Source organism: Nocardia sp. NPDC050175, assembly GCF_044459885.1.
Classification (GTDB): domain Bacteria; phylum Actinomycetota; class Actinomycetes; order Mycobacteriales; family Mycobacteriaceae; genus Nocardia.
This window is the reverse complement of sequence record NZ_JBITJI010000002.1, coordinates 81,234-107,349: the sequence shown is the minus strand read 5'-3', so window position 1 is coordinate 107,349 and position 26,116 is coordinate 81,234. Positions and strand designations below refer to the sequence as shown.

Annotated in this window: 22 protein-coding genes; 8 read left to right on the top strand and 14 right to left on the bottom strand. The window is 67.6% G+C overall.

Annotated elements, in window-relative coordinates; all coding sequences use genetic code 11:
• Positions 1 to 2: 2 nt before the first annotated feature.
• From ACIBK2_RS06055 to ACIBK2_RS06035, 5 genes are all read right to left on the bottom strand, one after another.
• Positions 3 to 260 carry a type II toxin-antitoxin system Phd/YefM family antitoxin gene (locus ACIBK2_RS06055; RefSeq protein WP_396964246.1) on the bottom strand — a complete coding sequence of 86 codons (258 nt, stop codon included), beginning with the start codon at positions 258 to 260 and terminating at the stop codon, positions 3 to 5.
• A gap of 65 nt (positions 261 to 325) precedes the next feature.
• Positions 326 to 1,402, bottom strand: a complete 1,077-nt coding sequence (locus ACIBK2_RS06050) for a putative zinc-binding metallopeptidase (RefSeq protein WP_396964244.1) — start codon at positions 1,400 to 1,402, stop codon at positions 326 to 328.
• 5 nt (positions 1,403 to 1,407) lie between these two features.
• Positions 1,408 to 2,322, bottom strand: coding sequence for a transglutaminase N-terminal domain-containing protein (locus ACIBK2_RS06045; RefSeq protein WP_396964242.1), 915 nt, complete (start codon positions 2,320 to 2,322; stop codon positions 1,408 to 1,410).
• Positions 2,319 to 5,324: a circularly permuted type 2 ATP-grasp protein gene (locus ACIBK2_RS06040; RefSeq protein WP_396965822.1), complete on the bottom strand. Its 3,006-nt coding sequence runs from the start codon at positions 5,322 to 5,324 to the stop codon at positions 2,319 to 2,321. Before ACIBK2_RS06040 ends, ACIBK2_RS06045 begins: the two co-directional genes overlap by 4 nt.
• Before the next feature lie 38 nt (positions 5,325 to 5,362).
• Positions 5,363 to 8,950, bottom strand: a complete 3,588-nt coding sequence (locus tag ACIBK2_RS06035) for a DUF2126 domain-containing protein (RefSeq protein WP_396964240.1) — start codon at positions 8,948 to 8,950, stop codon at positions 5,363 to 5,365.
• A 174-nt stretch (positions 8,951 to 9,124) separates the two neighbouring features.
• Between ACIBK2_RS06035 and ACIBK2_RS06030 the strand changes: the two genes are divergently transcribed.
• Entirely contained in the window at positions 9,125 to 9,331 is a 207-nt protein-coding gene (locus ACIBK2_RS06030) for a hypothetical protein (protein WP_396964238.1), read from the top strand.
• A gap of 25 nt (positions 9,332 to 9,356) precedes the next feature.
• Positions 9,357 to 10,001, top strand: coding sequence for a hypothetical protein (locus ACIBK2_RS06025; RefSeq protein ID WP_357379881.1), 645 nt, complete (start codon positions 9,357 to 9,359; stop codon positions 9,999 to 10,001).
• 1 nt (position 10,002) lies between these two features.
• Here the strand turns inward: ACIBK2_RS06025 and ACIBK2_RS06020 are convergent, their stop codons facing one another.
• From ACIBK2_RS06020 to ACIBK2_RS06010, 3 genes are all read right to left on the bottom strand, one after another.
• Positions 10,003 to 10,620, bottom strand: coding sequence for a LysE family translocator (locus tag ACIBK2_RS06020; protein ID WP_379281847.1), 618 nt, complete (start codon positions 10,618 to 10,620; stop codon positions 10,003 to 10,005).
• A gap of 69 nt (positions 10,621 to 10,689) precedes the next feature.
• On the bottom strand, positions 10,690 to 11,298 hold the full coding sequence (gene recR / locus ACIBK2_RS06015) for a recombination mediator RecR (protein ID WP_357379883.1): 609 nt from the start codon (positions 11,296 to 11,298) through the stop codon (positions 10,690 to 10,692).
• A 20-nt stretch (positions 11,299 to 11,318) separates the two neighbouring features.
• Positions 11,319 to 11,660 carry a YbaB/EbfC family nucleoid-associated protein gene (locus ACIBK2_RS06010; protein WP_379282310.1) on the bottom strand — a complete coding sequence of 114 codons (342 nt, stop codon included), beginning with the start codon at positions 11,658 to 11,660 and terminating at the stop codon, positions 11,319 to 11,321.
• 239 nt (positions 11,661 to 11,899) lie between these two features.
• Here ACIBK2_RS06010 and ACIBK2_RS06005 point away from each other — a divergent pair, with 239 nt between their 5' ends.
• The 3 genes from ACIBK2_RS06005 (at position 11,900) to ACIBK2_RS05995 (ending at position 13,735) form a co-directional block, all read left to right on the top strand.
• Positions 11,900 to 12,481 (top strand): hypothetical protein, encoded by a 582-nt coding sequence (locus tag ACIBK2_RS06005; protein ID WP_396964234.1) that lies wholly within the window; start codon positions 11,900 to 11,902, stop codon positions 12,479 to 12,481.
• Between the two features lie 72 nt (positions 12,482 to 12,553).
• On the top strand, positions 12,554 to 13,369 hold the full coding sequence (locus ACIBK2_RS06000) for a MerR family transcriptional regulator (protein ID WP_396964232.1): 816 nt from the start codon (positions 12,554 to 12,556) through the stop codon (positions 13,367 to 13,369).
• 15 nt (positions 13,370 to 13,384) lie between these two features.
• Positions 13,385 to 13,735, top strand: coding sequence for a VOC family protein (locus ACIBK2_RS05995; protein WP_396964230.1), 351 nt, complete (start codon positions 13,385 to 13,387; stop codon positions 13,733 to 13,735).
• A gap of 66 nt (positions 13,736 to 13,801) precedes the next feature.
• On the opposite strand, the gene ACIBK2_RS05990 is transcribed toward ACIBK2_RS05995, so the two are convergent.
• The gene (locus ACIBK2_RS05990) at positions 13,802 to 14,236 is read right to left on the bottom strand and encodes an SRPBCC family protein (RefSeq protein ID WP_379281843.1); all 435 of its coding nucleotides are present in this window, start codon (positions 14,234 to 14,236) and stop codon (positions 13,802 to 13,804) included.
• A 207-nt stretch (positions 14,237 to 14,443) separates the two neighbouring features.
• On the opposite strand from ACIBK2_RS05990, the gene ACIBK2_RS05985 reads away from it, so the two are divergent.
• Both ACIBK2_RS05985 and ACIBK2_RS05980 read left to right on the top strand, forming a co-directional pair.
• On the top strand, positions 14,444 to 15,883 hold the full coding sequence (locus ACIBK2_RS05985) for an FAD-binding oxidoreductase (protein WP_396965820.1): 1,440 nt from the start codon (positions 14,444 to 14,446) through the stop codon (positions 15,881 to 15,883).
• The gene (locus tag ACIBK2_RS05980) at positions 15,880 to 17,196 is read left to right on the top strand and encodes a class I SAM-dependent methyltransferase (protein ID WP_396964227.1); all 1,317 of its coding nucleotides are present in this window, start codon (positions 15,880 to 15,882) and stop codon (positions 17,194 to 17,196) included. Before ACIBK2_RS05985 ends, ACIBK2_RS05980 begins: the two co-directional genes overlap by 4 nt.
• A 20-nt stretch (positions 17,197 to 17,216) precedes the next feature.
• On the opposite strand, the gene ACIBK2_RS05975 is transcribed toward ACIBK2_RS05980, so the two are convergent.
• The 3 genes from ACIBK2_RS05975 to ACIBK2_RS05965 form a co-directional block, all read right to left on the bottom strand.
• Entirely contained in the window at positions 17,217 to 20,783 is a 3,567-nt protein-coding gene (locus ACIBK2_RS05975) for a protein kinase (RefSeq protein WP_396964225.1), read from the bottom strand.
• 196 nt (positions 20,784 to 20,979) lie between these two features.
• Positions 20,980 to 21,624: an SgcJ/EcaC family oxidoreductase gene (locus ACIBK2_RS05970; RefSeq protein ID WP_396964223.1), complete on the bottom strand. Its 645-nt coding sequence runs from the start codon at positions 21,622 to 21,624 to the stop codon at positions 20,980 to 20,982.
• Positions 21,625 to 21,657: 33 nt separating this feature from the next.
• The gene (locus tag ACIBK2_RS05965) at positions 21,658 to 22,119 is read right to left on the bottom strand and encodes an SgcJ/EcaC family oxidoreductase (RefSeq protein ID WP_396964221.1); all 462 of its coding nucleotides are present in this window, start codon (positions 22,117 to 22,119) and stop codon (positions 21,658 to 21,660) included.
• 93 nt (positions 22,120 to 22,212) lie between these two features.
• Between ACIBK2_RS05965 and ACIBK2_RS05960 the strand changes: the two genes are divergently transcribed.
• Complete coding sequence (locus tag ACIBK2_RS05960; protein WP_396964219.1) at positions 22,213 to 22,665, top strand: MarR family winged helix-turn-helix transcriptional regulator; 453 nt, start codon at positions 22,213 to 22,215, stop codon at positions 22,663 to 22,665.
• Positions 22,666 to 22,741: 76 nt separating this feature from the next.
• On the opposite strand, the gene ACIBK2_RS05955 is transcribed toward ACIBK2_RS05960, so the two are convergent.
• Both ACIBK2_RS05955 and ACIBK2_RS05950 read right to left on the bottom strand, forming a co-directional pair.
• Positions 22,742 to 23,848 (bottom strand): esterase-like activity of phytase family protein, encoded by a 1,107-nt coding sequence (locus ACIBK2_RS05955; RefSeq protein WP_396964217.1) that lies wholly within the window; start codon positions 23,846 to 23,848, stop codon positions 22,742 to 22,744.
• Between the two features lie 122 nt (positions 23,849 to 23,970).
• Complete coding sequence (locus ACIBK2_RS05950) at positions 23,971 to 26,106, bottom strand: 3-hydroxyacyl-CoA dehydrogenase NAD-binding domain-containing protein (RefSeq protein ID WP_396965818.1); 2,136 nt, start codon at positions 26,104 to 26,106, stop codon at positions 23,971 to 23,973.
• Positions 26,107 to 26,116: the final 10 nt, after the last annotated feature.

Here is a 26,116-nt window from a genome sequence, read left to right as displayed (position 1 = left end):
CCTCACGGCGCCATGCCGAAGTCGGCGGCGATCTGGGCGTTGGTCTCGTCGGAGTCCCACTCGGGGGTGAGGACCAGCCGCCCGCTCAGCGAACCGCGGCCGCCCCGGTTCACGCTGCGACTCAGCGGGACCACTCGGGCGACCGGGCGACCGGCGCGGCTGATGATGATCTCCTCGCCGCGTTCGACTCGCTCGATGATGCGCGACAGGTTCGTCTTGGCGTCGTGGATATTGAACTGTTCCGCTGCGCTGCCCGACATGGCCCACCTCCTTAGCTAAGAGGTTAGTCCACCATCGAGCGGAAAGGCAACACAGTTCGCGACGGTCAGCGGGTCGGGGCGGCGCAGAGGTCGTGGGCCAGGCGCATTTTGTCGAGGACCGGGTCGGGGAGGACGAAGGGGTAGAGGTCGGGGTGGCCCATGGAGCGGTTGACCATGTTGAGGGACCAGGCCAGGGGGAGCCAGAGGTCGATGATTTTGTCGAAGCCCGCACGGCCTACCTGGGGGCGGTCCAGGGTGGCGCCCGCGGGGGCGATGCCGAAGGCCGCGGCGGTGTCGAGGGTGTCGCGGATGTGCAGGTAGTGGGCGAAGGTTTCGGCCCAGTCCTCGGAGGCGTGCATGGTGGCGTAGGAGGAGACATAGGCGGATTCCCAGCCTGCCGGGGCGCCTTCGGAGTAGTGGCGGTTCAGTGCCGCCTGGTAGTCGGCGTCGGGGTCGCCGAAGAGGTCGCGGAAGCGCTGGGCGGCGTCGTCGGTGGCGACCAGGATCATGTAGTAGTAGTGGCCGATCTCGTGGCGGAAATGGCCGAGCAGGGTGCGGTAGGGCTCGTCCATTTCGATGCGCAGCTGTTCGCGGTGCGGGTCGTTGGCCTCGGCGAGGTCGAGGGTGATCACGCCGTTCTTGTGGCCGGTGACGACCTTGCCGCTGGCACTGGTGAGCAGGTCGAAGGCCAGGCCCCGGTCCGGGTCCTGGTCACGGCCGACGATGGGCAGGCCGAGTTCGGTCAGCTCGACGATCAGGCGGCGTTTGGCCGCCTCGGCCTCGGCGAAGGCGGCCAGCCCGGCGGCGTCGAGGTCGTTGGGCCGGGTTCGGGTGAGCAGGCAGGATGCGCACAGCACCGGCTTCCCGTTACCGTTCGCGGCCCACGCCGCGGGTTCGGATCCCGGCTCCGGCACCGCCACCAGCCAATTGCATTGCGCCACATGGAGGTTGTCGCAGAGCCGGAAGCGGCTGGCATCAACGACACCGGTCATCGAGTCGTTCGGGGCGGCGCCGGGCGGCGCACCGATCACCACCAGGGCGATGTCGGCGAGGCTGAAACCCAGTGGGCTGGAACAGGACAGGCACACCGAGTTCTCGAAGGCCAACTGCTGACCACAGTTGGGACAGGCGAAATCGCGCACGCGGGTTACACCTCCACCGGAGAGACATCGACCGAGACGGTAATTGTGCTCTCCTTGGCGTCGGTATAGATGATGCCGCGCAGCGGCGGCACGTCGGCGTAGTCGCGGCCCCACGCCACGGTGACGTAGCGCTCGTCGCCGAATTGATCGTTGGTGGGATCGAAGTCGATCCAATAACCGGTCCGGTCCAGCTCGTCGCCGCCGGGCACCCACACGGCCGACCAGGCGTGGGTGGCGTCGGCGCCGACCATGCGTTCCTTGCCGGGCGGCGGGTCGGTGGCCAGGTACCCCGATACGTAGCGGCCCGCCAAACCGTGTGATCGCAAGCAGGCCACGCCGATTCGCGCGAAGTCCTGGCAGACACCGGCCCTGGCGGCGAATACGTCGGCGACCTTGGTGGAGACGGTGGTCGAGCCGGACTTGTAGGTGAAGTCGGTGTGGATGCGACTGTTGAGTTCCGCTACCGCCTCCACAAGCGGCCGACCCGGTGTCAGCGATTCGGCCGCGTACGCCTTGACCTCGGGGGTGATCTCCGGCGGCTGCAGATCGAGAGTGAATTCCACCGCGAGTGGCCCCGTCGCGCCGGTCGGGCGGGCCTGCTCCCACGGCCGCGCGGCCGGGCCGTCCTGCCCGCGATCGGGACGGTCGACCTCGACCAGGGATTCGCCGGTGACCACCAGGGTCCGGTGCTCAGCGGTCACGTGGAAGTAGGACGTGGTGTTGCCGTACACATCCGGGCCGACCGACTGGTCCGAGGGCACCGGATCGATCGAGATATCGTGCGAAAGCAGCCGCTGCCCAGGGAATTCGCGCGGCGTCAGGTAGGCGCGCCCGTAAGAGCTGGTGACCTCGTCGGAGTAGCAGTAGGTGGTGCGGTGCGCCACGCGATAGCGCCGGGCCGCACCGTTGCGGCCGGTCATCCGACCACCCTGGTGCTACCCCACAGCGGCTGAAAGCCCGCGGGCAGCGACAGTTTCGACGTCTCGAACGAATCCGCCAGCTTGCGCAGCCGCAGATGCACACCCTCCAGCAGCTCGAGCAGTTCGGTGCGCATGCCGTCGTCGTCGGTGACGTCGAGATCGTCCGGGTCGACGCGGCGCAGCATCCGCTGGGCATCGGCCAGCAGGCGTTGCGACCGCGACGATCCCGACGCGCCGGGCAGGGCCTGCAGGTCGACGTCGAGCCGATCCAGCTGATATGCCAGCGAGCGCGGATTGGCGGTATCGAAGAGCAACAGACCAGCGACCGCGGAGATGCGCACCGAATCCCCGTGCCGCCGACGGTAACTCACCTGCGACTCGGTGGCCCGCAGCACCGACTCGGTGACCACTCGCTCGGCCTCGTTCGGATAGGTCTGGGTCAGCGCCGCCGACATCAGCGCGGTCAGTGCCAACCCGCGCTCGATCCGTTTGCCGATATCCATGACGTACCAACCGGAGTCGCGCACCAGCGATTCGGCGCCGATGCCGGACAGCGACAGCAGCGCCGCCAAGGTCAGCGAATGCACCGCCGAGAGCGCGGTCTCCTGATCCCCGTTGGTGCCACGGTATTCGGCGAGCGCCCGATCCACGGCGCTCAGAATCATCCAGGTATCGGCGGACAGTTGATCGCGCACGGCGCGGGCGGCGTTCTCGTATCGATCGATCGCGAACGCCAGCGATCCGGGCAGGTCGCGGTCAATTGTCAACGCCGCCAGGTATTCGTAGCCCTCGCGAGATGCCCCGGCCACCGCGGGCGTCCCCACCGGCACGGGGGCCATGACTCCTTGTTCCTCGGCGGCACTCGCGGCGGCGACGATCGCCCGCTGTAGCACCCCTGGTCGTATGGTCACGTTCATTTCCTCGGCAATACCCGAGTCCGTGCCGTCGACACGCTCCGCCGCGGAATCCGATTGCTCGGCCGAACCGGATTCGGCCCCAACCGAAGTCGGGGGACGGCCCATCGACTGGGACTGGTTCCCCTGTGACTGCGACTGCGACGCACCCGAACTCGCTGCCGTCGGATGGTTCGCGGATGCCTGAGACTGCGAACTCGCGGAGTCTGGTACCGAATCCTGCTCTGCCGCATCACTATCGGCGTCGCCGTCGGAGGCGATTCCGGATACCACAGCTGCCGGGGCAATCGTCGCGGTGGCGCGAGCCAGCGCCGCCATCAAGACCGGCACGGCCTCGGCACCCTCCATCCACGGCCGGTATCGATAGTCCTGATACCGGGCGTGCGTGGCGATGAGCAGCCGGGCGGCGGACTCGGCCCGCTCGCTGTAGCGCCCCATCCAGAACAGATCGTTGAGCACGCGCGGCGAACTGACCGTCGTGACAACCGGCGCGGCCCGCCGTTCGCGTTCCTCGTGCGGCACCTCGGTGCCGACCGCCGGCACCGCACTGGGTGCCGCCCTGACCCAAATGTCCTTGGCGGCAACCTTGATCACCACGCGCTCGGGCAACATGCGCTGATGCAACTGGCCGAGACCGCCGGCCATCGCGGTATAGCCGCTGCGCCGGGCCATCGAGAACAGCCGCATACCGACCGGTGCGGGCGCCAAACCGCCGTAGCCTTCGACGGCAGGCGCCACCGAGAACTGCGTCGGTTCCTGGCCGACCCACTGCCACCCGGTGTCCTCTATCTTGGCCCGCAGATCGGCCCGCTGCCTGATCGACAATTCGGGACCGAAGACGGTGGCGCCGTCGACCGCGGAACGAATGATCAACCGGTGCAGGTTCTTTGTCAGGTGCGCGCGCTCTTTCTCATCGCCGCCCCAATAGCTCGGCGCGCTCTCCAACATCAGATCCTCGCCGAGCAGCGCGCGAGACAACCGCGGCAGGAATCCGGTCAGCGCCGGATTCTCCAGCAGCCCACTCCCCAGCGTGTTCACCACGGTGACCGCGCCCCTGCGCAACACCTCGACCAGCCCGACCACGCCGAGCCGCGAATCCGGCCGCAGATCGAGCGGATCGGAGAACTCGGCGTCCACCCGGCGCAGCACCACATCGACCCGGCGCAGCGTGCCGAGCGAGCGCATCCACAGCGCGGCATCGCGCACCACCAGATCCGCGCTCTCCACCAGCGGGAAGCCCAGCATCGACGCGAGATTGGCCTGATCGAACGCGGTCTCGGAGTACACGCCGGGACTCAGCACCACCACGAACGGATCGTCGGCCTCGCCCTCCTGCGCCGATTCGATCAGCATCAACCGCATCGCCCTGGCGAACGGGGTGAGCGGGCGCGGATTGGAATGCTCGAACGCCTCCGGGATCGCCGTGGACACCACCCGCCGGTCGGCCAGCGCGTACCCCGCGCCGGACGGGGCCTGCGCCCAGTCGGCGGTCACCCGGAACTCGCCGTCGCTCCAACGGCTGATATCGCAGCCGTGCAGGAACAGCTGATGCCGGCCGGGCACCGTAATGCCATGTGCGGCACGGACATAGCCGCGATAGCCGAAGATCACCTCGGGCGGCAGCAGCCCGCTGGTGAGCGTGCGGCGCGGGCCGTAGATGTCGGTGAGTACCTCGTCGAGCACCCGCGAGCGCTGCACCAGGCCCGTCTCCAGCCGGGTCCAGTCGTCCGCGGAGATCAGCAGCGGGATCGGATCGAGCCGCCACGGGGTGGTCACCGCCTGCTCGCCCGCGCCACTGACCTCGGTATAGGTGATGCCGTCGTCCTCGATCAGCCTGCGCACCCGGCTGTCGAGCCTGCCGAGTCCGGTGGTGCCGAGTTCGACGAAATCGGCGGACAGTTCCGACCACATCCGGCGCACCTTGCCGTCGCCGTCGACCAGTTCGTCGTAGTAGCCCTCGGTCGGCCTGCCGCATTCGTCGTAGGGCGCGCTCTCGACGCCGCCGGTCCGGTAGCGCGCGAATTGCTCGGCCACCTGCTCGCGCACGGTGGCGCCCGCAGTGGTCTCCCGCAGCGCGTCTTCGCGCATTGTCACCGCGCCGACCTCACTTCCCCTGCCAGACGTGCCTAACGGTCGCTGACCAATCCCCAGACGGTCCGCGCCCGGCGCAGATCGAGGATGCCCGCGACACCGCCGTCCGTGGATTGTGCTGCTATTTTCGCACGTAACTCGCCGGGATCGACCCGATCGGTGGTGTGTCCGGCCGCCTCGAAGCGCCGGTTGCGGCGTGATTGCGCGGCCACCGCGTTGACCGGAGGTTCGTCGTAGGCCATGCCGCCCGGGTGCGCCACGTGGTAGGTGCAGCCGCCGCGGGACAGCCCGGTGTCGGCGTCGATCAGGTCGAACACCAGCGGCACGTCGACGGTGATCGACGGGTGCAGCGAGTTCGGCGGCTGCCATGCGCGGTAGCGCACGCCCGCGACCCGCACGTCGGCCTTGTCGGTGGCCAGCAACGGGACGGGCATGCCGTTGCAGGTCAGCACGTGGCGGCCGCGGTCGGCGCCGACCACCCGCACCTGCAGGCGTTCCACCGAGGAGTCGACATAGCGCGCGGTGCCCGCCGTGGTGGTCTGCTCGCCGAGGGTGTGCCACGGTTCGATGGCGCCGCGCAACTCGAGCTCTATGTCGCCGAGCATGACGGTGCCGATGCGCGGGAAACGGAACTCGGTGAACGGCTCCAGCCAGCTCGCGTCGAAATCGATGCCGTGCGCGCGCAAATCGGCGGCGACCTCGGCGATATCGGCAAGCACGAAGTGCGGCAGCAGATATCGGCCGTGCAGGTTGGCACCGTGCCGAATCAGGGGCGCCCGCAACGGTTCCGACCAGAAGCGGGCGACCAGGCCGCGCACCAGCAGCGACTGCACCATCGCCATCTGGAAGTGCGGCGGCATCTCGAAGCCGCGCATCTCCACCAATCCCAGCCTGCCCCTGGCGGTTTCGGGGCTGTAGAGCTTGTCGATGCAGAACTCGGCGCGGTGGGTGTTGCCGGTGAGGTCGGTGAGCAGATGCCGCAGGGCGCGATCGATGTGCCATGGTGCCGAATGGCTCGCCGAATCCGCCACCTGCGCAAGCCGACTCGACTTGCCGAGCCTGGCGATCTCGGCGAACGCGATCTCCAGCTCGTAGAGGGTCTCTTCGCGTCCCTCGTCCACCCGCGGCGCCTGCGACGTCGGCCCGACGAAACGACCGGCGAACAGGTAGGACAACGACGGATGCCGCTGCCAGTAGGTCAGCATGGACACCAGCAGGTCGGGGCGACGCAACATCGGCGAGCGCGCGGGTGTGGCGCCACCGAGGGTGATGTGGTTACCGCCGCCCGTTCCGCTGTGCGTGCCGTCGACATCGAACGATTCGGTGCTCAACCGGGCCAGCCGCGCCTGCTCGTACAGGGTGGACAGCAGCTCGGACTGCTCGGCGAACGAGACGGTCGGCTGCACGTTCACCTCGATCACGCCGGGATCGGGTGTCACCGAGAAGGTGCGCAGCCTGGCGTCGACGGGTGGGGCGTAGCCCTCCAGCACCACGGGTCGGTCGACCGCTACCGCCGCGGCCTCGATCCGTCGGACCAGGTCGAGGAAGTCGTCGAGTTCCTCGATGGGCGGCAGGAATACGTGTAGTCGACCGTTGCGTACCTCGCCCACCAGCGCGGTCGTCGGTTCCCAGTCGGCGGGTTGCACCACAGCGGGTGGCTCGGTGCGAGCAACGGTCAGCGGCTCGGCGAACAGTGGGTCGCGGTCGGGGCGATGGGTCGGCGTGTGCCAGGACACCGAGTCGAGTGGCAGCCGCAGCCCGGCCGGAGAATCGCCCTCCGTCAACACGATTCGCCCGGCGGGCTGGTCGACGGAGACGCCGCGGCGCAGCCGCCAGTCCGCGCTCGCCCAGCCGGTGCCGTCGTCGCGGCGATACAGCGACAGCACGTAGGCCGTCGGTTCGCTGACCTCGGTGTCGAGTCGGGTCAGCAGTTCCTCGCGGGCCTGCGCCGAGTCCAGATCCGGGTCGAGATCGTCGACCGGGTCGACCGGATCTCCCTCGGGGGCACGGACTTTCCCGGCCAGGCGGAGCAGCGGATCCTCATACGCCGGGCGGACCTGCCCCGGCGGCAGGCCGAGGCTCGCCGTCACGTGCGCGATCAGGGCTCGCGCGGCGTCGGGTTCGAGGGGTGCGTATGTGCGGTGTGCGGCAGTCGCTTCGGTGACCTCGGATAGCTGCGGACCGCCCTCTGTGAGTACACCGGCCTGTCCCGAGGGCTCGGGTGATCGCGTCGCCTGCGTTGCATCGGCGCTCGCTGCGGTCGAAGTTATTGTGGTACTGGGCTTTTCGCTGGAACCCGGTTGCCCTACCCGCACGAATTCGGGCGACTTGCCGTGCTGCCCGAACGATGTCCACGGGTCGGTGAGCAGATCTTGCCGGGTCCACGTCGGCTCACCATCGTCCCGCCACGCGACCGCGATCTCCCAGCGCGGCAACGGCTCTCCCGGATACCACTTGCCCTGCCGATACTGCACCAACCCGGTCGGCGCATAGATCCGCCGCAACCGATCGGCGAGATCGACCGCGCGCTCGCGCTTGTGCGTGCCATCGGCCTCGGTGGTCCACTCCGGACCGGTCTGATCGTCGATGGAGACGAACGTCGGTTCGCCGCCGACGGTCAAACCCACGTCTTCGGCGGCCATCCGCGCGTCGACCGCGGCACCCGACGCGGCGATCCGCTCCCACTGAGATCCGGTGTAGGGCAAGGTAACCCGAGGATCCTCGTGGAACCGCCGGACGGTATTGGAGAACTCCATCGTGGCGACGGTCGGCTCGGTCGCCCCGGTGATAGGTGCGGAGGACACCGGATGCGGGGTAGCCGCCAGCGGGATGTGGCCCTCCCCCGCGAACAGCCCCGACGTGGGATCCAGCCCGACCCAACCCGCGCCGGGCAGATACACCTCGGTCCAGGCGTGCAGATCGGTGAAGTCGGCGGGCGGACCCGACGGCCCGTCCAGCGACGGCACATCCTGGGCCAGCTGCACCAGATATCCCGACACGAACCGTGCCGCCAGCCCGAGCTCGCGCAGGATCGACACCAGCAGCCAGGCCGAGTCCCGGCACGATCCGAGCGCGCCGCGCAGCGTGTGATCGGGCGTCTGCACACCGGCTTCCAGCCGGATCGTGTAGCCGACGTCGTGCCGCAGCGCGTGGTTGAGGTCGACCAGGAAGTCGATGGTGCGCGGCCGATCCGCCACGCCGTGCGCGCGTACCCAATCCTTGACCAGCGCACCGGGTCCGGACCCCGGCCCCGACTCGTCCACCGGCCGCAGGTACGGCTCCAGATCCGCGAGCAGTTCCGCGCTGTACTCGAACGGATAGTGCTCGGCGTAGTCCTCGATGAAGAAGTCGAACGGATTGACCACCTCGAGGTCGGCGATCAATCCGATGGTGATCGACAACTCCGGTGTGGGCTCCGGAAACACCAGTCGCGCAAGGAAATTGCCGAACGCGTCCTGCTGCCAGTTACAGAAGTGCTCGGCGGGCGTCACCCGCATCGAGTAGGCCTCGATCTTGGTGCGCGAATGCGGCGCCGGGCGCAGGCGCACGACGTGCGGATGTACCTGCACCGGCCGGTCGAAGGTGTATATGGTCCGGTGTTCGAGCGACACCTTGATGCCCATGCAGCAAGTTCACCACATGGCGGACGCGGTGTCAGACACAATCGCGCAGCGTTCGCGCCGATGCCGAACTGCGCAAACGACGGCCGCCGTCCGACACACGGCACCAACGTCCCCCAGCGTGCGGCCCGGGAGTGGTAGACCGAAGATAACGAACCGATCTCGTCTGGAGGTCACATGCGCACGCCGGATTGTTCGTCCTGCGAATCCGCCGTCGACCACTGCCACGGCACCCTGATCGTCCATTCGACCAGGCTCACCGAATGCACCGAGGGCGACTGCGTGGATCTCGACTATGTCAGGCATACCTTCGTGGTGGACTGCGCCGACGTGGCCGGTGGCTGCGCCTGCGCCGAGCCCGAGACGGCCCGTCGCCGGGCCTGAACGGCCGCGTACGTACCCTGTCCGGGTGAGCTATGACCACATCTTGCTGCCGTCCGGTGTCGCGTCATCGATCTCCGAGGTCGACGCTTACCTCAATACTCAGCAGGGACTCCCCCAGGCGGGCCTGGTCGCGCAGATCGCGGCCGAGCTGAACAAGGCCAACTCGGAAGTTCCCGAGGACGACAGCTTCCTCAGCGTGCACCCGGTCGGCGGCGTGCCGACCGGCGCCGCACTGCAGGTGCCGAGCCCGTACGACGCGATCGGCTTCGTCCGGCAGCTGCTCTTCGCGATCGCGACGCCGCTGGACTACGCGATCTACGATCCGCAGTTGGCCTGGCTGATCGACCCGGCCGGGCACGTGCCGGCCACGGTCACCCACGGCGGCGCGGGCGAGTTTCCCTACCTGACCAAAACCCTTGCCGATCAGTGGGTTTCCGAGCTGGCCCCGCCGAACCCGTACCTGGTGGTGGAACGCGACGAGCAGGTCTACATGCAGACCTACCGGGAGAAGACCGGCGCGTTCACCCTGGAGTACCGAGATGGCGCCCCGGACAAGCACTTCGGCACCACGGTGCTGGACGCGCCGACGGTGTCCGCGCTCATCTGGGACTGGGCCACCGACGACCGCACCCGGATGCAGAACCTGCCGTGGTCGCGGGTGGAACTCTGACTCACTGGTTCTGCACAGCCAGGCGGCCGGCCAGCGCGATGAACGAGACGCCGAATACCCGGCGCATCCAGGTCACCACGGCGGGCCGGGAAATGACGTGGTTGCGCACCGCGGCCGCGCATACGCCGTAGACCGCGAACACCACGAACGTGGCGGCCATGAAGATCCCGCTCAGTTCGAGCATGCGCGCCAACGCGTTCGGTGATCCGTTCGGCACGAACTGCGGCAGGAACGCGAAGAAGAAGATGGTCAGCTTCGGATTGAGGATGTTCAGCAGCACCGCCGAGGTGATCACCTTGCGTGCCGACTGGGTGACCTGCGCGCTGTCCTCGGGCACAGTGAGCGCGCCCTTGTCCCGGAACGTGCTCCACGCCATGTAGATCAGGTACGCGACGCCGAGGTACTTCAACGTCTGGAACGCGACCGCGCTCGCATTGAGCAGCGCGGCCAAGCCGGTGATCGCCGCGACCATGTGCGGAATGATGCCGAGGGTGCAGCCGAACGCCGCGATCACACTGGCCTTCGTTCCCCTGGAAAGTCCAGCTGCCAGGGTGAACAGCGCGCCCGTGCCGGGAGTGGCGACGATGACGAGCGTGGTCAGCATGAATTCGATGCTCATCCCCGTGACAGTAACCCGTCAGCGGGGCACCGCAACCCCCTTAATTCGGGGCTGGACCTGCGGCGAAAGTTAGAGCGCGCGCCGTCCGGACAGCGCGCGGCCCAACGTGAGTTCGTCCGCGAATTCCAGATCGCCGCCCATCGGCAGGCCCGACGCCAGCCTGGTCACGCTCAGGCCGGGGAAGTCGCGCAGCATCCGCACCAGGTAGGTGGCCGTCGCCTCGCCCTCGGTGTTCGGGTCGGTCGCGATGATCACCTCGGTGACATCGATGCCGTCCTCTTGATTGCCGATGCGCGCCAGCAACTCCCGGATGCGCAGCTGGTCCGGCCCGATCCCGCTCAGCGGGTCGAGCGCGCCGCCGAGCACGTGGTATCGACCACGGAACTCACGGGTGCGCTCGATCGCCTGCACGTCCTTGGGCTCCTCGACCACGCAGATCATGGTGCGATCGCGGCGCGCGTCGGCACAGATGCGGCACTTCTCGCCGTCGGACACCGTGCCGCAGACAACACAGAACTGCACACCGTCGCGCACCTTCTGCAGGGCGGCCTGCAGCCGGTCGATTTCCGGCGGCTCCACCTGGAGCAGATGAAAAGCGATGCGCTGCGCGCTCTTCGGACCGACGCCGGGCAGCTTGCCCAGCTCATCGATCAGATCCTGAACCGGACCCTCGTACAACGGCTATGTCCTCGTGGCTATCAGAAGTCCGGCAGCCCGGGCAGCGAGCCGCCGCCGAGCCCACCCGAGAGCGGGCCGAGCCGCTCGGCCGCCAGCTGCTGCGCGTTGGCCATCGCGTCGTTGACCGCGCCGATCACCAAGTCCTGCAGCGTCTCCACGTCCTCCGGGTCGACCGCCCTTGGATCGATGGTCAGCGCGACGACCTCGCCGGACGCCTTGATGGTGACCTTGACCAGCCCGCCGCCGGCCTGACCATCCACCTCGGCCGCGGAGATCTCGGCCTGGGCTTCCATCACCGCCTGTTGCATCTGCTGCGCTTGGGCGAGTAACTGCTGCATGTCGAACTGACCACCGGGCTGCACGGCATATTCCTCTCTGGGGAAAGTGTCATTCGCCAGCCTAGTCCCTGATCCGGGGACGACGCCGCGCCGCCTCGACCGAGCGCTGCGTCCGCGCGCCCGAAATCCGTTCGGCGATACAGCTCCCGACCGGTCGTTATGCCTTAGCGGCATGACCGGTAACAGGTTGAGTACGGCCGGGTTCAAGGCAACAAGATCGACCTACCATCGGGAGACAGGTCGGGAGTTCTGGAGTTACCGATATGAGCACGATGAGGGCGCGTTTTCTGAGCACTGCAGTGCTTTCACTGGGGGTTCCCGGCATCTTCCTCGGTATAGCCGCGCCGACGGCGACCGCCGATTCCGGTGTCACCGCGGCGGCCGCCGACTACGGCGGAGGTTGTGTCCTCTACCCGGACAATCCCGCGGCCACGATCGACTCGCTGCGCTTCCGCTGTGGACCCGAACAGCAGGACGCCATCTTCCGGGACGCGGACCGCGGCGACGTGCCGATGGGCGTGAAGAACGGCTGGGTGACCAGGCCACCGGCGATCCAGGGCATCGCGCCCGCATTCTGGATCGGCAAGACCTTCTATACCGGCCCGGACGGCGGCACGCTGACCAACCGGGTGACCGGCGCGGGCTACGAGGCCTGGCCCGCATACGTCTACACGGCGCCCGCGATGCTCGACGGCAAACCGACCTGGGCGCTGAACTACGACCCGTCCCCCACACCACAGGTCTACGACGAGATCCGAGAGGTCACCCCCGGCGTCTGGTTCGGCTACTCGTGGTGGCGCGGCTTCTTCCAGAACACCCTCCTGCTCACCTTCGTGTTGACCTAGGAAGCGCATGCGCGAGGGCGCATTTCGAGGGGAAGTTGACTCTCCCCTCACTGGAGGGTGTTCGCTGAAGGCATGACAGCGACCGTCTCCATCGGGGAGTTCGCCCGGCTGACGTACCTGACCGTGAAGACGCTCCGGTACTACCACGACATCGAGCTGCTCGAACCGGTCGAGATCGATACGGGGTCCGGCTATCGGCGCTACTCGACCGACCAAGTGGCACAGGCCCATCTGATCCGGCGCCTGCGCCAGCTCGACATGCCGCTGCCGGAGATCAAGGCCGTGCTGGCCGCGCCGGACGACGACATCCGCAACGCCGCGCTGCGCGCGCACCTGGAGCGGATGGAGGCCGAGCTGGCCAGAACCCGGTCAGTGGTGGCGTCACTGCGGTCGCTGCTCACCCCGTCCGCGCCGATCGCCGTCGAATACCGCTCGATCCCCGCCTTTTCCGCGCTGGCGCTCACCGAGGTGGTCAGCAGGGACGACATCGGCCCGTGGTGTGCGGCCGCGTACCCGCTGCTGCATCAAACGCTGGCCGCGGCGGGCATCGAGCCCGACGGCGTCGACGGCGCCACCTACTCGATGGAGTTCTTCGAGAACGACATCGGCGAGGTGGTGGCCTACGTCCCGATCCCGGCCACCGCCCGGATCGAAGCGGCCGATCGAGTCTCGGTCATCGAGATGCCCGCGCGCCGATTCGCCATCGCACTGCACGAGGGAGATTTCGAGGACTTCGACCGCACCTACGGCGCACTGGGCAGTTATGTCGCCGAACACGACACCGCATTGGCCGAGCCAGTGCGGGAGCGCTACCTGCTCAGCCCCGACGACACCGACGACCCGAACACCTACCGAACCGAAGTCTGCTGGCCGATCGGCCTGCTCTGAGAAGTGGAGAACCCCATGACACTGTCCCTCGCACACATCACCATCGACAGCAACGACGCCGCCGCCCTGGCCGGATTCTGGTCCGAGCTGCTCGATCAGCCGGTGGATGAGGGCTCGTCCGCGCAATTCGCCACCGTCGGCAGCGCGGCCGGGCTGTCACCGGTGCTGATGTTCATCCAGGTGCCCGACAAGACCCCGGGCAAGAACGTGATCCACCTCGACTTCCACGCCGAGGACTGGCATCAGCACATCGAGCGCGCGGTCAGCCTGGGCGCCAAGCGGATCGGCGACTTCGACGAGTACGGCGCGCAGTGGACAACGCTGGCCGACCCGGAGGGCAACCTCTTCGACATCGGCGCGGCGTAACCACCCGACTCGAAAGCGCAGCCCGACACGAGGGGTCGGGCTGCGTTCTTCGTGATGACTTGTGCGTCAGGCGAGTTCGCGCTGCAGGTTGCCCAGCACCTCGGCCTGGATCTTCTTCAGGCCGAGCGGCGCGAAGATGCCCTCGAAGATGCCCGCCACGCCGCCCGCGCCCTGCCAGGTGGTGCGCAGGGTGACCTGCGCGCCCGCGCCGTCCGGCGTCACGGTCCAGGTGTTGACCATGGTGGAGTTCGAATCGCGCTCGGTGACAATCGAATCCGACACCGTCACGACCGCGTGCACGTTGCGCGAGCGCTTCTCGGTGGCCTGCAGCGTCCACTCGGCCACGGTGCCCGCACCCTTGCCGCCCTCGACCACCTTGTAGTCGTGGTAGTGCGACGACAGAATGCGCGGCCGCACCGTCTCGTAGTCGGCGATCGCCGCGAGGGTGCGCTGCGGGTCCGCCGCAACGGTGATCGAACTGCTGGCGCTGACCTGTCCCACAATGAGCTCCTTGTCCGGGTACGGTATGTCGACCGGTCTCCATCCTGCCCTGTAGCGGCCACCACACCGCATGCCGGTCGAATCGTGTGGCGAACTTCTCCGAGCCGGTCGGTATTCCGGTTCGCAACATATGCGTGACATTTCTCCCGAGACCCTGCCCTCGCGGTGGTCTCACACTGAGGTGCGTACTAGCGTCGAGGGGTGGCAGTGAGTCTGTTGGGGAAGGCCGGACACGCTCCGGCCGCGCACGAATCCGGGTTTGCCGCGCATCGGGCTGGAGTGGACCGACTCCTGGCGAGTTATCGCGCGATTCCCCGGGACGCGAACGTGCGGCTGGCGAAGAAGACCTCGAACTTGTTCCGGGCCAGGGCGAAAAACCCCGCGCCCGGCCTCGACGTATCCGGGCTGGCCCAGGTGATCACGGTGGACCCGGTGGCGAAAACCGCCGACGTGGCAGGCATGACCACCTACGAGAACCTGGTCGCCGCGACCCTGCCCTACGGCCTCGCGCCGTTCGTGGTGCCGCAGCTCAAGACGATCACCCTCGGCGGCGCGGTGACCGGCCTCGGCATCGAGTCGACCTCGTTCCGCAACGGCCTGCCGCACGAGTCGGTGCTGGAGATGGACATCCTGACCGGGTCGGGCGAGATCATCACCGCCACCCCGGACAACGAGCACGCCGACCTGTTCCGCGGCTTCCCCAACTCCTACGGCACCCTCGGCTATTCGGTCCGGCTGAAGATCGAGCTGGAGACGGTGCGGCCGTACGTGGCCCTGCGTCACCTGCGCTTCCACGATCTGCGCGAGCTGGAGCGGACCCTGGCCACCATCGTCGACGAGAAGACCTACGACGGCGAGCGGGTCGACTACCTCGACGGCGTGGTGTTCACCGCCGACGAGAGCTACCTGACCCTCGGCCGCCAGACCGACGAGCCCGGACCGGTCAGCGACTACACGGACATGGACATCTTCTACCGGTCCATCCAGCATGACGACGCAGTGCCCAAGCGCGACCGCCTGACCATCCACGATTACCTGTGGCGCTGGGACACCGACTGGTTCTGGTGCTCGCGCGCGTTCGGCACGCAGAACCCGAAGATCCGCCGGTTCTGGCCGAAGCGCTACCGGCGCAGCAGCTTCTACTGGAAGCTGATCGCGCTCGACCACAAATACAACATCGCCGACAAGCTGGAGGCCCGGCAGGGCAACCCGCCGCGCGAGCGCGTGGTGCAGGACATCGAGGTGCCGGTGGACCGCACCGCCGACTTCGTCGAATGGTTCCTGCGCGAGATTCCGATCGAGCCGATCTGGCTGTGCCCGCTGCGGCTGCGCGAGACCGACGCGCCCGCGACGACCGAGCGCACCTGGCCGCTGTATCCCCTCGAGCCGAACCGGACGTATGTCAACGTCGGGTTCTGGTCCGCCGTCCCCACCGTGCCCGGACAGCAGGAAGGAGCGGCCAACCGTGCGATCGAGCGCACCGTGACCGACTTCGACGGACATAAGTCGCTGTACTCCGATTCCTACTACGACAAAGATGAGTTCGCGGCGCTGTACGGCGGCAACATTTACACCGAATTGAAGAAACGCTACGACCCAGACCAGCGGCTGCTGGATTTGTATTCGAAGGCGGTGCAACGCAAATGACGACATTCAAGGACCGTTCCGACGTCTTAGGTGACCTCGGAGCCAAACTCAGCATTGCCGAGATCTTCGAGACGCTGATCGACGGCGAGGTACCGATCCGGCTGACCGCCTACGACGGCAGCGCGACCGGTCCCGAGGACTCGAAGTACGCGCTGGACATCAAGACGCCACGCGGCATCAACTACCTGGCGACCGCGCCCGGCGATCTCGGCATGGCCCGCGCCTACATCTCCGGCGACATGACCGCCGACGGGGTGCATCCCGGCGATCCCTACGACATTCTCGCGGCGATGGACGGGCTGAAGTTCCACCGCCCGTCCGCGCTCGCGCTGGTCACCATCGCCCGCTCGCTGGGCTGGGAGCGGCTCAAGCCGATCGCGCCGCCGCCGCAGGAGACGCTGCCGCGCTGGCGCCGGATCGCGCTGGAAGGCCTGCGGCACTCCAAGACTCGCGACGCCGAGGCGATCCATCACCACTACGACGTCTCGAACAAGTTCTACGAGTATGTGCTCGGCCCGTCGATGACCTACACCTGTGCGTGTTACGGCGACGAGGACTGGACGCTGGAACAGGCGCAGGAGAACAAGTATCGCCTCGTCTTCGAGAAGCTGCGGCTGAAGGAAGGCGACCGGCTGCTCGACATCGGTTGTGGCTGGGGCGGCATGGTCCGCTACGCGGCCAAGCGCGGCGTCAAGGTGATCGGCGCGACGCTATCCGCCGAGCAGGCCGAGTGGGCGCAGCAGAAGATCGCCGAGCAGGGCCTGTCCGAGCTCGCCGAGGTGCGTCACTCCGATTACCGCGACATCGCGGAAGGCGAGTTCGACGCGGTGTCCTCGATCGGGCTGACCGAACACATCGGTGTGCACAACTACCCGTACTACTTCGACTACATCAAGACCAAGCTGCGCGACGGCGGCCTGTTCCTGAATCACAGCATCACCAGGCCGGACAACACCAGGACCACCAAGGCCGGCGACTTCATCGACCGGTACGTGTTCCCGGACGGCGAGTTGATCGGCTCCGGCCGGATCATCTCCGAGATCCAGAACACCGGCCTGGAGGTGCTGCACGAGGAGAACCTGCGCGAGCACTACGCGCTGACCCTGCACGAATGGTGCAAGAACCTGGTCGCGAACTGGGACGCGTGCGTCGCGGAGGTCGGCGAGGGCACCGCGAAGGTGTGGGGCCTGTACATGGCGGGTTGCCGACTCGGCTTCCAGCGCAACGTGGTCCAGCTGCACCAGGTGCTCGGCGTGAAACTACCGGCCGACGGCGACTGGACGGTCCCGCTGCGCCCGTGGTGGCAGCCGTAATTTTCGCAGCGCTGCCCGTCCTAGTCCAGGAGTTCATCCAGGAATAGGGCGGGCAGTTCTATGTCGCCGGTATGTGCTGCGGCGGAAGGCATTTCGGCGCGCAGCACGCGCAGGATGGAGACCACGCCCGGGCCCGCGTCGAGTAGTGGCCTTGTCCAACCGAGTTCGACACAGGTGGCGGCCGCGGGCAGCAGCAGGCCGGTGGCCTCGCCGACCCAGCCCGAGGCGGCGAGGCATTCGGCGAGCAGCAGCGACGCGTCCAATTGGGCTCGGGGACGGCCCTTGTCGAGCATCCGGCCGTGCAGCGCGCGCGACCGGCGGACCGCGCGATCGTCCGAGCCGATCCGGCCCTTGGCCAGCAGGGTGCGGATCGCGGCGACCTCCTCGGCCTCCGCGGTGAGCACCGCGGCGCCGGTCATCCGGTGGCCCGCATGCAGTGGCGCGGAAGGGGATTCGGTGCCCCCGAACTGATCGTCGGTGTCATCGATCGGCAGGCCGAGCCGCAGCCGTTCGGCGCGGATGTGCGCGGCGAGCCGGAACAGCCTGTTGTCGTTGGCGATCCGCGCGCCCTCGTCGAGCCTGGTCGCGGCCGTGAACAGGTCGCCGCGCACCGCCTTGACCCTGGCGCCGATGACGAAGGTCGAGATCAGGAAGTCCACCGGGCCGACCCTGGCGACCAGCTGATGGCTCTCGTCGAGCAGCCGGTCGGCGGTGTCGAGATCGCCACGGCGGTAGTTCAATTCGCCGAGCATCGCCGAGGCCACCCGCAGCGAGTGCGAGCGCGGGCCCGACCGCTGCTTGGCGACCTGCCACGCCTCCTGGAAACACTCTGTCGCCGTGGCGATGTCGAGCTGCTCGTAGGCGGCCGCGCCGCGCCCGCACAGACCGAACACCGCGCCGAGTGGATCCTTGGACCGCGCGTGGTAGGGCGCCGCCCAGTCTTGGATCGCACGGGCACCGTCGAAGTCGAACTCGCACAGTCGCACGAACGAGGTCAGATTCGCCGCGGTCGACACGGTCCAGGCGGGCAGCTCGTCCGGCTTCTTCAGGCAGTCCGCGACCCGGTCGAGCACGCCGTCGGTGTGGTCGCGGGCGATCTGATCGGCGGCGCCGATCACGGCGGCCTGGCAGCGCTGCTGACTCACGTCCTCGTCGGTGGCCGAGCCGCGGGCGAGGATGTTCGACAGCCTGCCGAGCGCCGTCCGGGCCGCGCCGGACTGCTGCAGGTTCACGTTGGCCCTGGCCACCGCCATCAACAGCTTGGACCGCGAAGCCACCTGCTGCATCGGCAGTTTGGAGACCGAGCCGAGCAGCGTCGCCAACCGGGACCGGTCGATCAGGTCCATGCCGCCGGTCTCGAGCAGATCGAGGGCCATCTTGAAATCGGTGGCGGCGAGCGCGTGATCGACCGATTTGCGCAGCAGCTGATGCTCGGCGTACCAGCGGGCCGCCTTGCGGTGCAACGACTTCAGCCGACCCGGCTGGGCGCGTTCCAGCCGCGCCCGCAGATGTTCGGCGAACAGCGGCTGCATCCGGAACCACTCCGGGTCGTGCACGATCCGGCGCAGGAACAGCTCGCGCTGCTCGGCCTGCTCCAGCAGTTGCTCGGCGCCCGCGTCCTCGGACAGCGCCGCGGCCAGCGAGCCACACACCCGCTCGGTCACCGAGATCGACATCAGGAAGTCGAGCATCCTGGGTTCCAGTGTGTCCAAGACGTTTTCGGCGAGGTACTCGCGGATGCCGTGATTGCCCTCGGACAGATTGGCGATCAGCTGTGCCGGGTCGGCATTGCCGCGCAGCGACAGGCTGACCAGCTGGATGGCGGCGGGCCAGCCGTCGGTGGCCGCGTGGATCTGCTCCACCTGGGTGTCGCTGAGCGGAAACCCGTGGTGCTGCACCAGGATCTCGTTGGTCTCCTCCGTGGTCAGGCGCAGCGCGGCGGAGCCGATCTCGACCAGTTCGTCGTGCACCCGCATCCGGCTGGTCGGCAGGCCGGACTGCTCCCGGCTCGTCACCACGAAGCGCAGATGGTGACATCCGTTGTCCAGCAACGCTTCCATCGCCCGGTGCGCGCCCGCGTCGGTGACCCGATGCCAGTCGTCGATGACCACGACGACCGTGCTGCCACTGGCATGGATTTCGTCGATGAGCGTGGAGATCACGAAGGCGCCCGCGTCGGCGGGCCGTTCCTCCAGCGCCTGATCCAGGCCCGCGCCCACGTCCGGGCGGACCCGGCGGATCGCCTGGATGAGATGGGCGAGGAACCAGATCTCGTTGTCGTCGTCGCGATCGATGCCGATCCAGGCGACCGGGATGCCGCGGTCGGTCAGGTCGGTGCGCCACTGCGCGGCCACGGTGCTCTTGCCGAAACCGGCGGGCGCGTGGATCACGGCGAGCCTGCGCCGGCCGCCCGCCCGCAGGATGTCGAGCAGTCGCGGACGCGGGACCGGTTCGCGAGCCGGGGTCGGCGGGCGGAACTTGGTGGCCGCGGTCGGCGGCAAGGTGGTGGCCGAGCCGGTGGTGCCGGTCTGCGCGGTCAGCGCCGGGCGCAGCGTCAGCGGCCAGCTGCGCCGGGCCGTCACCGCGGGCCTGGACTTGGTCGAGGCCGAGGATTCGGCGGGATGTGCCATCGGCTCGGGCGCGGCGATGGTTTCCAGCAGCGCCATCTCGTCGGGCATCTGATCGTGGTCGCGCTGCACCGCGCGCAGCAGCTGCCCGAAGTCGTAGGCCGACGGCGGCCGCTCGTCGGGGTCGGTGGACATGGCCTGCTGGATCACGTCGGCCACATCCGGTGGGATGTCGTGCGCGCGCAGATCCGGCACCGGCTGGGTGGTGATCCGCAGGAACTGCGCGACCACCTTCTCCCCCGCCTGCCGCTCGAACGCGGCGTGCCCGGTGAGCAGCGCGAACAGCGTCGCGCCGAGGCCGTAGACATCGGAGCGGATGGTCGGGTCGTCGCCCTTGAGCACTTCCGGCGCGGTGAACGCGGGCGAACCGGTGATCAGGCTGCTGGAGGTCTGGAAACCGCCGGGGATCCTGGCGATGCCGAAGTCGGTCAGCTGCGGCTCGCCGTAGCCGCTGAGCAGGACGTTCGCCGGTTTCACGTCGCGGTGCAGGATCTGGGCGCGATGCGCGCTCTCGATCGCGCCCGCCAGCTTCACCCCGGCCCGCAATGAATCGGCCCAGGTGAGCGGGCCCTGATCGCGGATCACCTGTTCCAGCGAGCCACGGGTGCAGTACGGCATGACGATGAACGGCAGCCCGCTCAGCGTGACGTCCACTTGCAGGATGTCGACGATATTCGGGTGGCCGGACAACCGGCCCATGGCCTGTTCCTCGCGCAGGAAGCGCTCGCGGCTCTCCAACTCGATTTCGGAGGAGAGCACCTTCACCGCGACCACACGTTCCAGCGCCCGCTGGATACAGCGGTAGACCACGCCGAAGCCGCCCCGGCCGATCTCCTTCGCTTCCGACAGGCCCATCGCCTCCAGCTCGTCGGCGATCCCGATGAGCGGGTGGCGCTGGGTATCCGAGTCGGCCGGAGTCGAGTCCGGGCCGACTTCCCCCGTCTGCGTCCGTGGATTCACGTGACCACCTCGAACTCATATCGAATCGGCGTCACCGGCGACCAATAAGCGCGCCGACCGACGGACATCACCCGAAACCCCGCGCGATGTCCGATATGTCTGCGCATACTCCAACGTAGCGCGGGCACGGCATCCGGTGGGAGAAGTTTCGGAACAGGATCTTTTCCACCTCAACCTTCCCCCTAATTCGCCCAGCTCAGCGCTCCAGCGCGGGCCTGGTGTCCGGTGCGATCAGGAACGAGATTCGTTCCATAACATTCTGCCGCTTGGTGTTGTGGAAGGACGCAATTTCCCAGCGACCCGCCTGTCGGACCAGCGTGTAGGTCTGCGTCTTCGACAGGTCCTCGGGCTTCTTGCGGTCGCCCTTGTAGGTGTCGCCTCGGCTGGTGACCACGGCGGTGTCGGCGCCGTAGAACCGGATGTCGAGGAAGGAGTCGGCCAGCTTGGTGCCTTTGAGGAAGCCGCCGAACAGGGCGCGGTGCCCCTCGGTGAGATCGGCGCGGCCTTGGTAGTGCGTGCCGACATAGCTGGTGTAGGTGGCGTTCTCGGTGAACAGCTTGCCGTAGGCGTCCGCGTCGCCGCGGCCCCAAGCCTCGGTGAGATCGTCGAGGAGAGCGCAGACCTCATGCAGTGATTGGGGTGTCGCGGCGGGGCCGGACGGAGTGATGGTGCTGCATTCGGTGGTGCCGAGGTTGTGCACGTCCGAGGTCTTGTCCAGGTATAGATAGCCGCCGCCCGCGGCGACGCCGAGGGTGATGGCCGAGGCGGCCAGTACGCGGGCGACGGTGCGGCGGCGGGGCTTGGCCTTGACGGTAACGGTCTGAATGTCGGTGGTGTTCATGGCTTTTCTCCGTTAGTTGCTTGGTGGGTGACGTCAGCGCTGGGCGGCGGGGCGGGCGCCGGGGGCGAAGCGGAAGGTGAAGCGCTCCATGAGCTTCTTGCGCTTGGTGTTCTGGAAGCTGGCGATCAGCCACTGCCCGTCCTGGCGGACCAGCGTGTAGGTCTGCACCTTGCCCAGCTGGTCCGGCGTCTTCGGGCTGCCCTTGTAGAGGTCGCCTCGGCTGTTGACCACCGCGGTGTCGGGTCCGTAGAGGCGGATGTCCACGACGTCCTCGGCCATCTTGGTGTCCTTCAGGAAGCTGTCGAACAGGGCACGGTGGGATTCGACGATGTCGGCGCGGCCCTGGAAGAGGGTGCCGAACCAGGCGGTGTAGGTGGCGTCCTCGGTGAAGACCGCGCCGTAGGCGTCGGCGTCGCCGCGACCCCAGGCCGCGACCATTTCGGCGAAGACGGTGCGGATTTCCTGGCTCTGCTGGTCGACGTTGTTGCTGCTCATGATGGCCTCCGTGGTAGATTCTCTTCTCAGAGGAGCTTTCTTCTTTGAAGAAGTCTCTTCGTTGAGGAAGAGATTACGAGATGGAGGTCCGCCGTGTCAACACCCCCCGCGCGATCGGATGCGAGCAAGGTCTATCAGCGGTATTTGAGTGCGGTGATGCTGCACGGACAGGCCGGCGCACGGGCCGTCGACCTGGGCGCGACCGATCTATATGCGCTGAACATCCTGGAGTTGACCGGGCCGATGACGCCGGGCGAACTCGGCACGCGCAGCGGATTGACCACCGGTCCGACAACACGGCTGATCGATCGCCTGGAAGCCGCGGGTTACGTGCGGCGCGTGCCGGTGCCCGGTGATCGGCGCAAGGTACTGGTCGAATTGGTCGGCACGCCAGCGGAATTGGACGCGGCACTGGCACCGGCCCGCCGTCGGATCGGCGAAATCGTCGGCGGCTATACGCCCGAACAGCGCGAAGTGCTGTTCGACTACTTCAATCGTGCCGCCGACGCGTTCCGCGACGCGACCGAGGATTTGCGCGCCGAGTAACTCGGCAACGCCGGAATTACTTGCGGCTCAACGACGCACCGCCCGCAGCAGATCGCGGGCGGTGCGGTGCGAGGTCCTAGCGGACGGCGAGGGCGATGAACTGGGTGATCTGGTTGTCGGCGAAGTTGTTGTCGCTCACCAGGATCAGCGTGCGTTCGCCGGAGGGCAGGCGCGGGCCCCAGGTCATGCCCTCGACGTTGTCGATGTTGCGCAGGCCGACGTCGGCCAGGTCGACCAGCAGGCGCTTGGTGACCGGGCGGGCGTTGCCGAGCGGGGCGTCCAGCACGTTGGTGGCGGCACTCAGGTCGGCCTCGTAGATCCGGATCTTGTTACCGACGCCGAAGACGAAAGAGCGTTCCAGGACAAGGATCTTCGACGGATCCACCGGGTCGACGGCCAGAATCGAGGAGATGCCGTTCATGCCGAGATCGGGCTGGGGACGGGACTCGGCGAACACCGGCTCCATCGGGTACGCGTACTGGGCGAGCAGCTGGCCGGACCGCGCCTGCACGGTGAGCCGCGAGGTCGCGCCCGCCGTCGTTGTGGCGAGCGGACCGTCCTGCAGCAGCGAGCCTTCCACCGAGGTCACGAACAGCGCGCCACCGGCGGTGAACGTCGCGCCCTCCAGCGCCAGGTTCTGCCGAGGACCCGAATTCGGCTGCATCCGTTCGTTGTTCGGAATCGGCAGCTCGGCCGCGAAGGTACCGTCGGGCCGCGCGACCCGGACCGAGGGGTCGGCGAGCACCGTATCGGTGCGCTCACCCTCCTGCGTCCAGAAGTAGTCACCGGTCCACGGGTCGACCCGAATCTCCTCGGGGTCCACCGACTTCGGGCCGTAGGCCACGCCCCCGGCGGTAAGCAGCGGCCGAGTGCCGGTGAAAGTCACCGGGCCGATACCGTTTTCGCCCACCGGGAAGCGAGCGGTGTAGAACCGGGCCGGATCGCGCTCGGAACGGTCGTCGCTGATCAGCACGTAATCGCCGGTGCGGGAATTGAAGTCGATCCCGGATAAGCCACCGACCGCGGTGTCTTGGAAGACCAGATCGTTGGGCACCACCTGCTCGCCGAGCAGCCGGACCGCGGGGCGCGCGTCCGGCGCCGCGGCGGCGGGCGCTACGCCGAGCGCCACCGCGATGCTCGCGACCACCAGAGCTTGCCCACGTCGTGCCTGTCCACGTCTCACGCGCTTCACGCTATCCACAATGCGGTACCAACAGGTGAACAGCACCCGAATCCGCCGAATAGCCCCGAAAACGGCGAAAGCCCGCCACCGCGAAACGCGGTGGCGGGCTTTACCGTTGGTGACTACTTACGCAGCGAGGCCGGAACCTCGAAACGCTCACCGTAGGTCTTGGCGAGCTCGTCGGCGCGAGCCACGAAGCCCGCCTGACCGCCCGGGTAACCGACGATGAACTGGTGCACACCACCGGTCCAGGCCGGGTAGCCGATGCCGAAGATCGAGCCGATGTTGGCGTCGGCGGTGGTCTCCAGCACACCCTCGTCGAAACACTTCTGGGTCTCGATCGCCTCGATGAACAGCATGCGGTCGATCAGATCCTGCAGCGGGACAGTGAAGTCCGCCGTGGTCTTGAAGTGATCGCGCAGGCCCTGCCAGATGCCGGTGCGCTTGCCGTCTTCGTCGTACTCGTAGAAGCCGGCCTTCTCCAGGCGACCCGGACGACCCTCGGACACCAGGTAGTCGATGACGTCCTGGGCCGGGTGCCGCTTCTTGCCCATGGTGGTGTCGCCGTGCTCGGCGGCCTCCTGGGTCTCCTTGGCGATCTTCTGCATGAGCTTGAGGTTCAGCTCATCCGACAGCTGCAGCGGCGCGGCCGGGTAGCCCGCCTGCAGACCGGCCTGCTCGATGGTCGCGGGCTCAATGCCCTCGGTGAGCATGGAGATGGCCTCATTGACGAAGGTGCCGATCACGCGCGAGGTGAAGAAACCGCGGCTGTCGTTGACGACGATCGGGGTCTTCTTGATCGCGAGGGTGTAGTCGAATACCCGCGCCAGCGCCTCGGGCGAGGTCTGCTCACCCTTGATGATCTCCACCAGCGGCATCTTGTCGACCGGCGAGAAGAAGTGGATGCCGATGAAGTCTTCCTTGCGCTTCACACCGGCGGCGAGACCGGTGATCGGCAGGGTCGAGGTGTTCGAGCCAAGCAACGCGTCCGGGGTGACGATGTCCTCGATCTCCTGGAACACCTTGTGCTTGAGCTCGGTGTTCTCGAAGACGGCCTCGATCACGAAGTCGACGCCGTCGAAATCCTTGGCGTCAGCGGACGGGGTGATCCGGCCCAGCAGCGCCTTGGACTTCTCCTCGGTGGTCTTGCCACGCGAGAGGGCCTTGGCCTCGATCTTCTCGGAGTAGTTCTTGCCGCGCTCGGCCGCCTCGATGGTGACGTCCTTGAGCACGACGTCGTAGCCGGCCTTGGCGGAGACGTACGCGATGCCCGCGCCCATCATGCCCGCGCCGAGCACGCCGATCTTCTTGATGTCCTTCTTCGGCACATCGTTCGGCCGCGAGCCACCGTTGTTGATGGACTGCAGGTCGAAGAAGAACGCCTGGATCATGTTCTTCGCGACCGGGCCGGTGAGCAGGTGCACGAAGTAGCGCGACTCGATGAGCGAGGCGTTGTCGATGTCGACCTGCGCGCCCTCGACCGCGGCGGACATGATCGCTCGCGGCGCAGGCATGTTGGTGCCCTTGAGCTGCTTACGCAGGTTGGCCGGGAACGCGGGCAGGTTCGCCGCGAAGGCCGGGGTGGACGGGGTGCCACCGGGGATCTTGTAGCCCTTCTTGTCCCACGGCTGCACGCCACCCTCGGGGTTGGCCTTGATCCACGCCTTGGCGGCGGGCACCAGTTCCTCGACCGAGCCGACGACCTCATTGATCAGGCCGATTTCCTTGGCCTTGCCCGGGCGGTACTTGTTGCCCTGCAACAGCACCTGCATGAGCGCGTTCTGCAGGCCGAGCATGCGCACGGTGCGGGTGACGCCGCCACCGGCGGGCAGCAGGCCGAGGCTCACCTCGGGCAGGCCGAGCTGCACGCCCGGCACGTCCGCGGCGATCCGGTAGTGGGTCGCCAGGGTGATCTCCAGGCCACCGCCGAGCGCGGCGCCGTTGATGGCGGCGACGACCGGCTTGCCGAGGGTCTCCAGGCGGCGCAGCGCGTCCTTGATGGTGAAGAGCTCTTCCATCACGCCCTGGCCGTCGCCCGGGCCGACCTGCATCATGTTCTTCAGGTCGCCGCCCGCGAAGAAGGTCTTCTTCGCCGAGGTCAGCACCACGCCGGTGATGTTGTCCTTCTCGGCCTCGAGCTTCTCGACGGTCGCGGTCATCGACGTCTTGTACAGCTCGTTCATCGTGTTGGCGCCCTGGTTCGGGTCGTCCATCGTCAGCGTGACGATGCCGTCCGAATCCTGCTCCCAACCGATCATGTTGGTTTCG

Coding starts and splice junctions, on each gene's coding strand:
- ACIBK2_RS06035 (WP_396964240.1), bottom strand. CDS start 8,950: ATGGGCATCAAGGTGTCGCTCGAACACCGGACCATATACACCTTCGAC.
- ACIBK2_RS05965 (WP_396964221.1), bottom strand. CDS start 22,119: ATGAGCAGCAACAACGTCGACCAGCAGAGCCAGGAAATCCGCACCGTC.
- ACIBK2_RS05970 (WP_396964223.1), bottom strand. CDS start 21,624: ATGAACACCACCGACATTCAGACCGTTACCGTCAAGGCCAAGCCCCGC.
- ACIBK2_RS06020 (WP_379281847.1), bottom strand. CDS start 10,620: ATGAGCATCGAATTCATGCTGACCACGCTCGTCATCGTCGCCACTCCC.
- ACIBK2_RS06040 (WP_396965822.1), bottom strand. CDS start 5,324: ATGCGCGAAGACGCGCTGCGGGAGACCACTGCGGGCGCCACCGTGCGC.
- ACIBK2_RS06045 (WP_396964242.1), bottom strand. CDS start 2,322: ATGACCGGCCGCAACGGTGCGGCCCGGCGCTATCGCGTGGCGCACCGC.
- ACIBK2_RS06055 (WP_396964246.1), bottom strand. CDS start 260: ATGTCGGGCAGCGCAGCGGAACAGTTCAATATCCACGACGCCAAGACG.
- ACIBK2_RS05950 (WP_396965818.1), bottom strand. CDS start 26,106: ATGATCGGTTGGGAGCAGGATTCGGACGGCATCGTCACGCTGACGATG.
- ACIBK2_RS06030 (WP_396964238.1), top strand. CDS start 9,125: ATGCGCACGCCGGATTGTTCGTCCTGCGAATCCGCCGTCGACCACTGC.
- ACIBK2_RS06000 (WP_396964232.1), top strand. CDS start 12,554: ATGACAGCGACCGTCTCCATCGGGGAGTTCGCCCGGCTGACGTACCTG.
- ACIBK2_RS06005 (WP_396964234.1), top strand. CDS start 11,900: ATGAGCACGATGAGGGCGCGTTTTCTGAGCACTGCAGTGCTTTCACTG.
- ACIBK2_RS05995 (WP_396964230.1), top strand. CDS start 13,385: ATGACACTGTCCCTCGCACACATCACCATCGACAGCAACGACGCCGCC.
- ACIBK2_RS05980 (WP_396964227.1), top strand. CDS start 15,880: ATGACGACATTCAAGGACCGTTCCGACGTCTTAGGTGACCTCGGAGCC.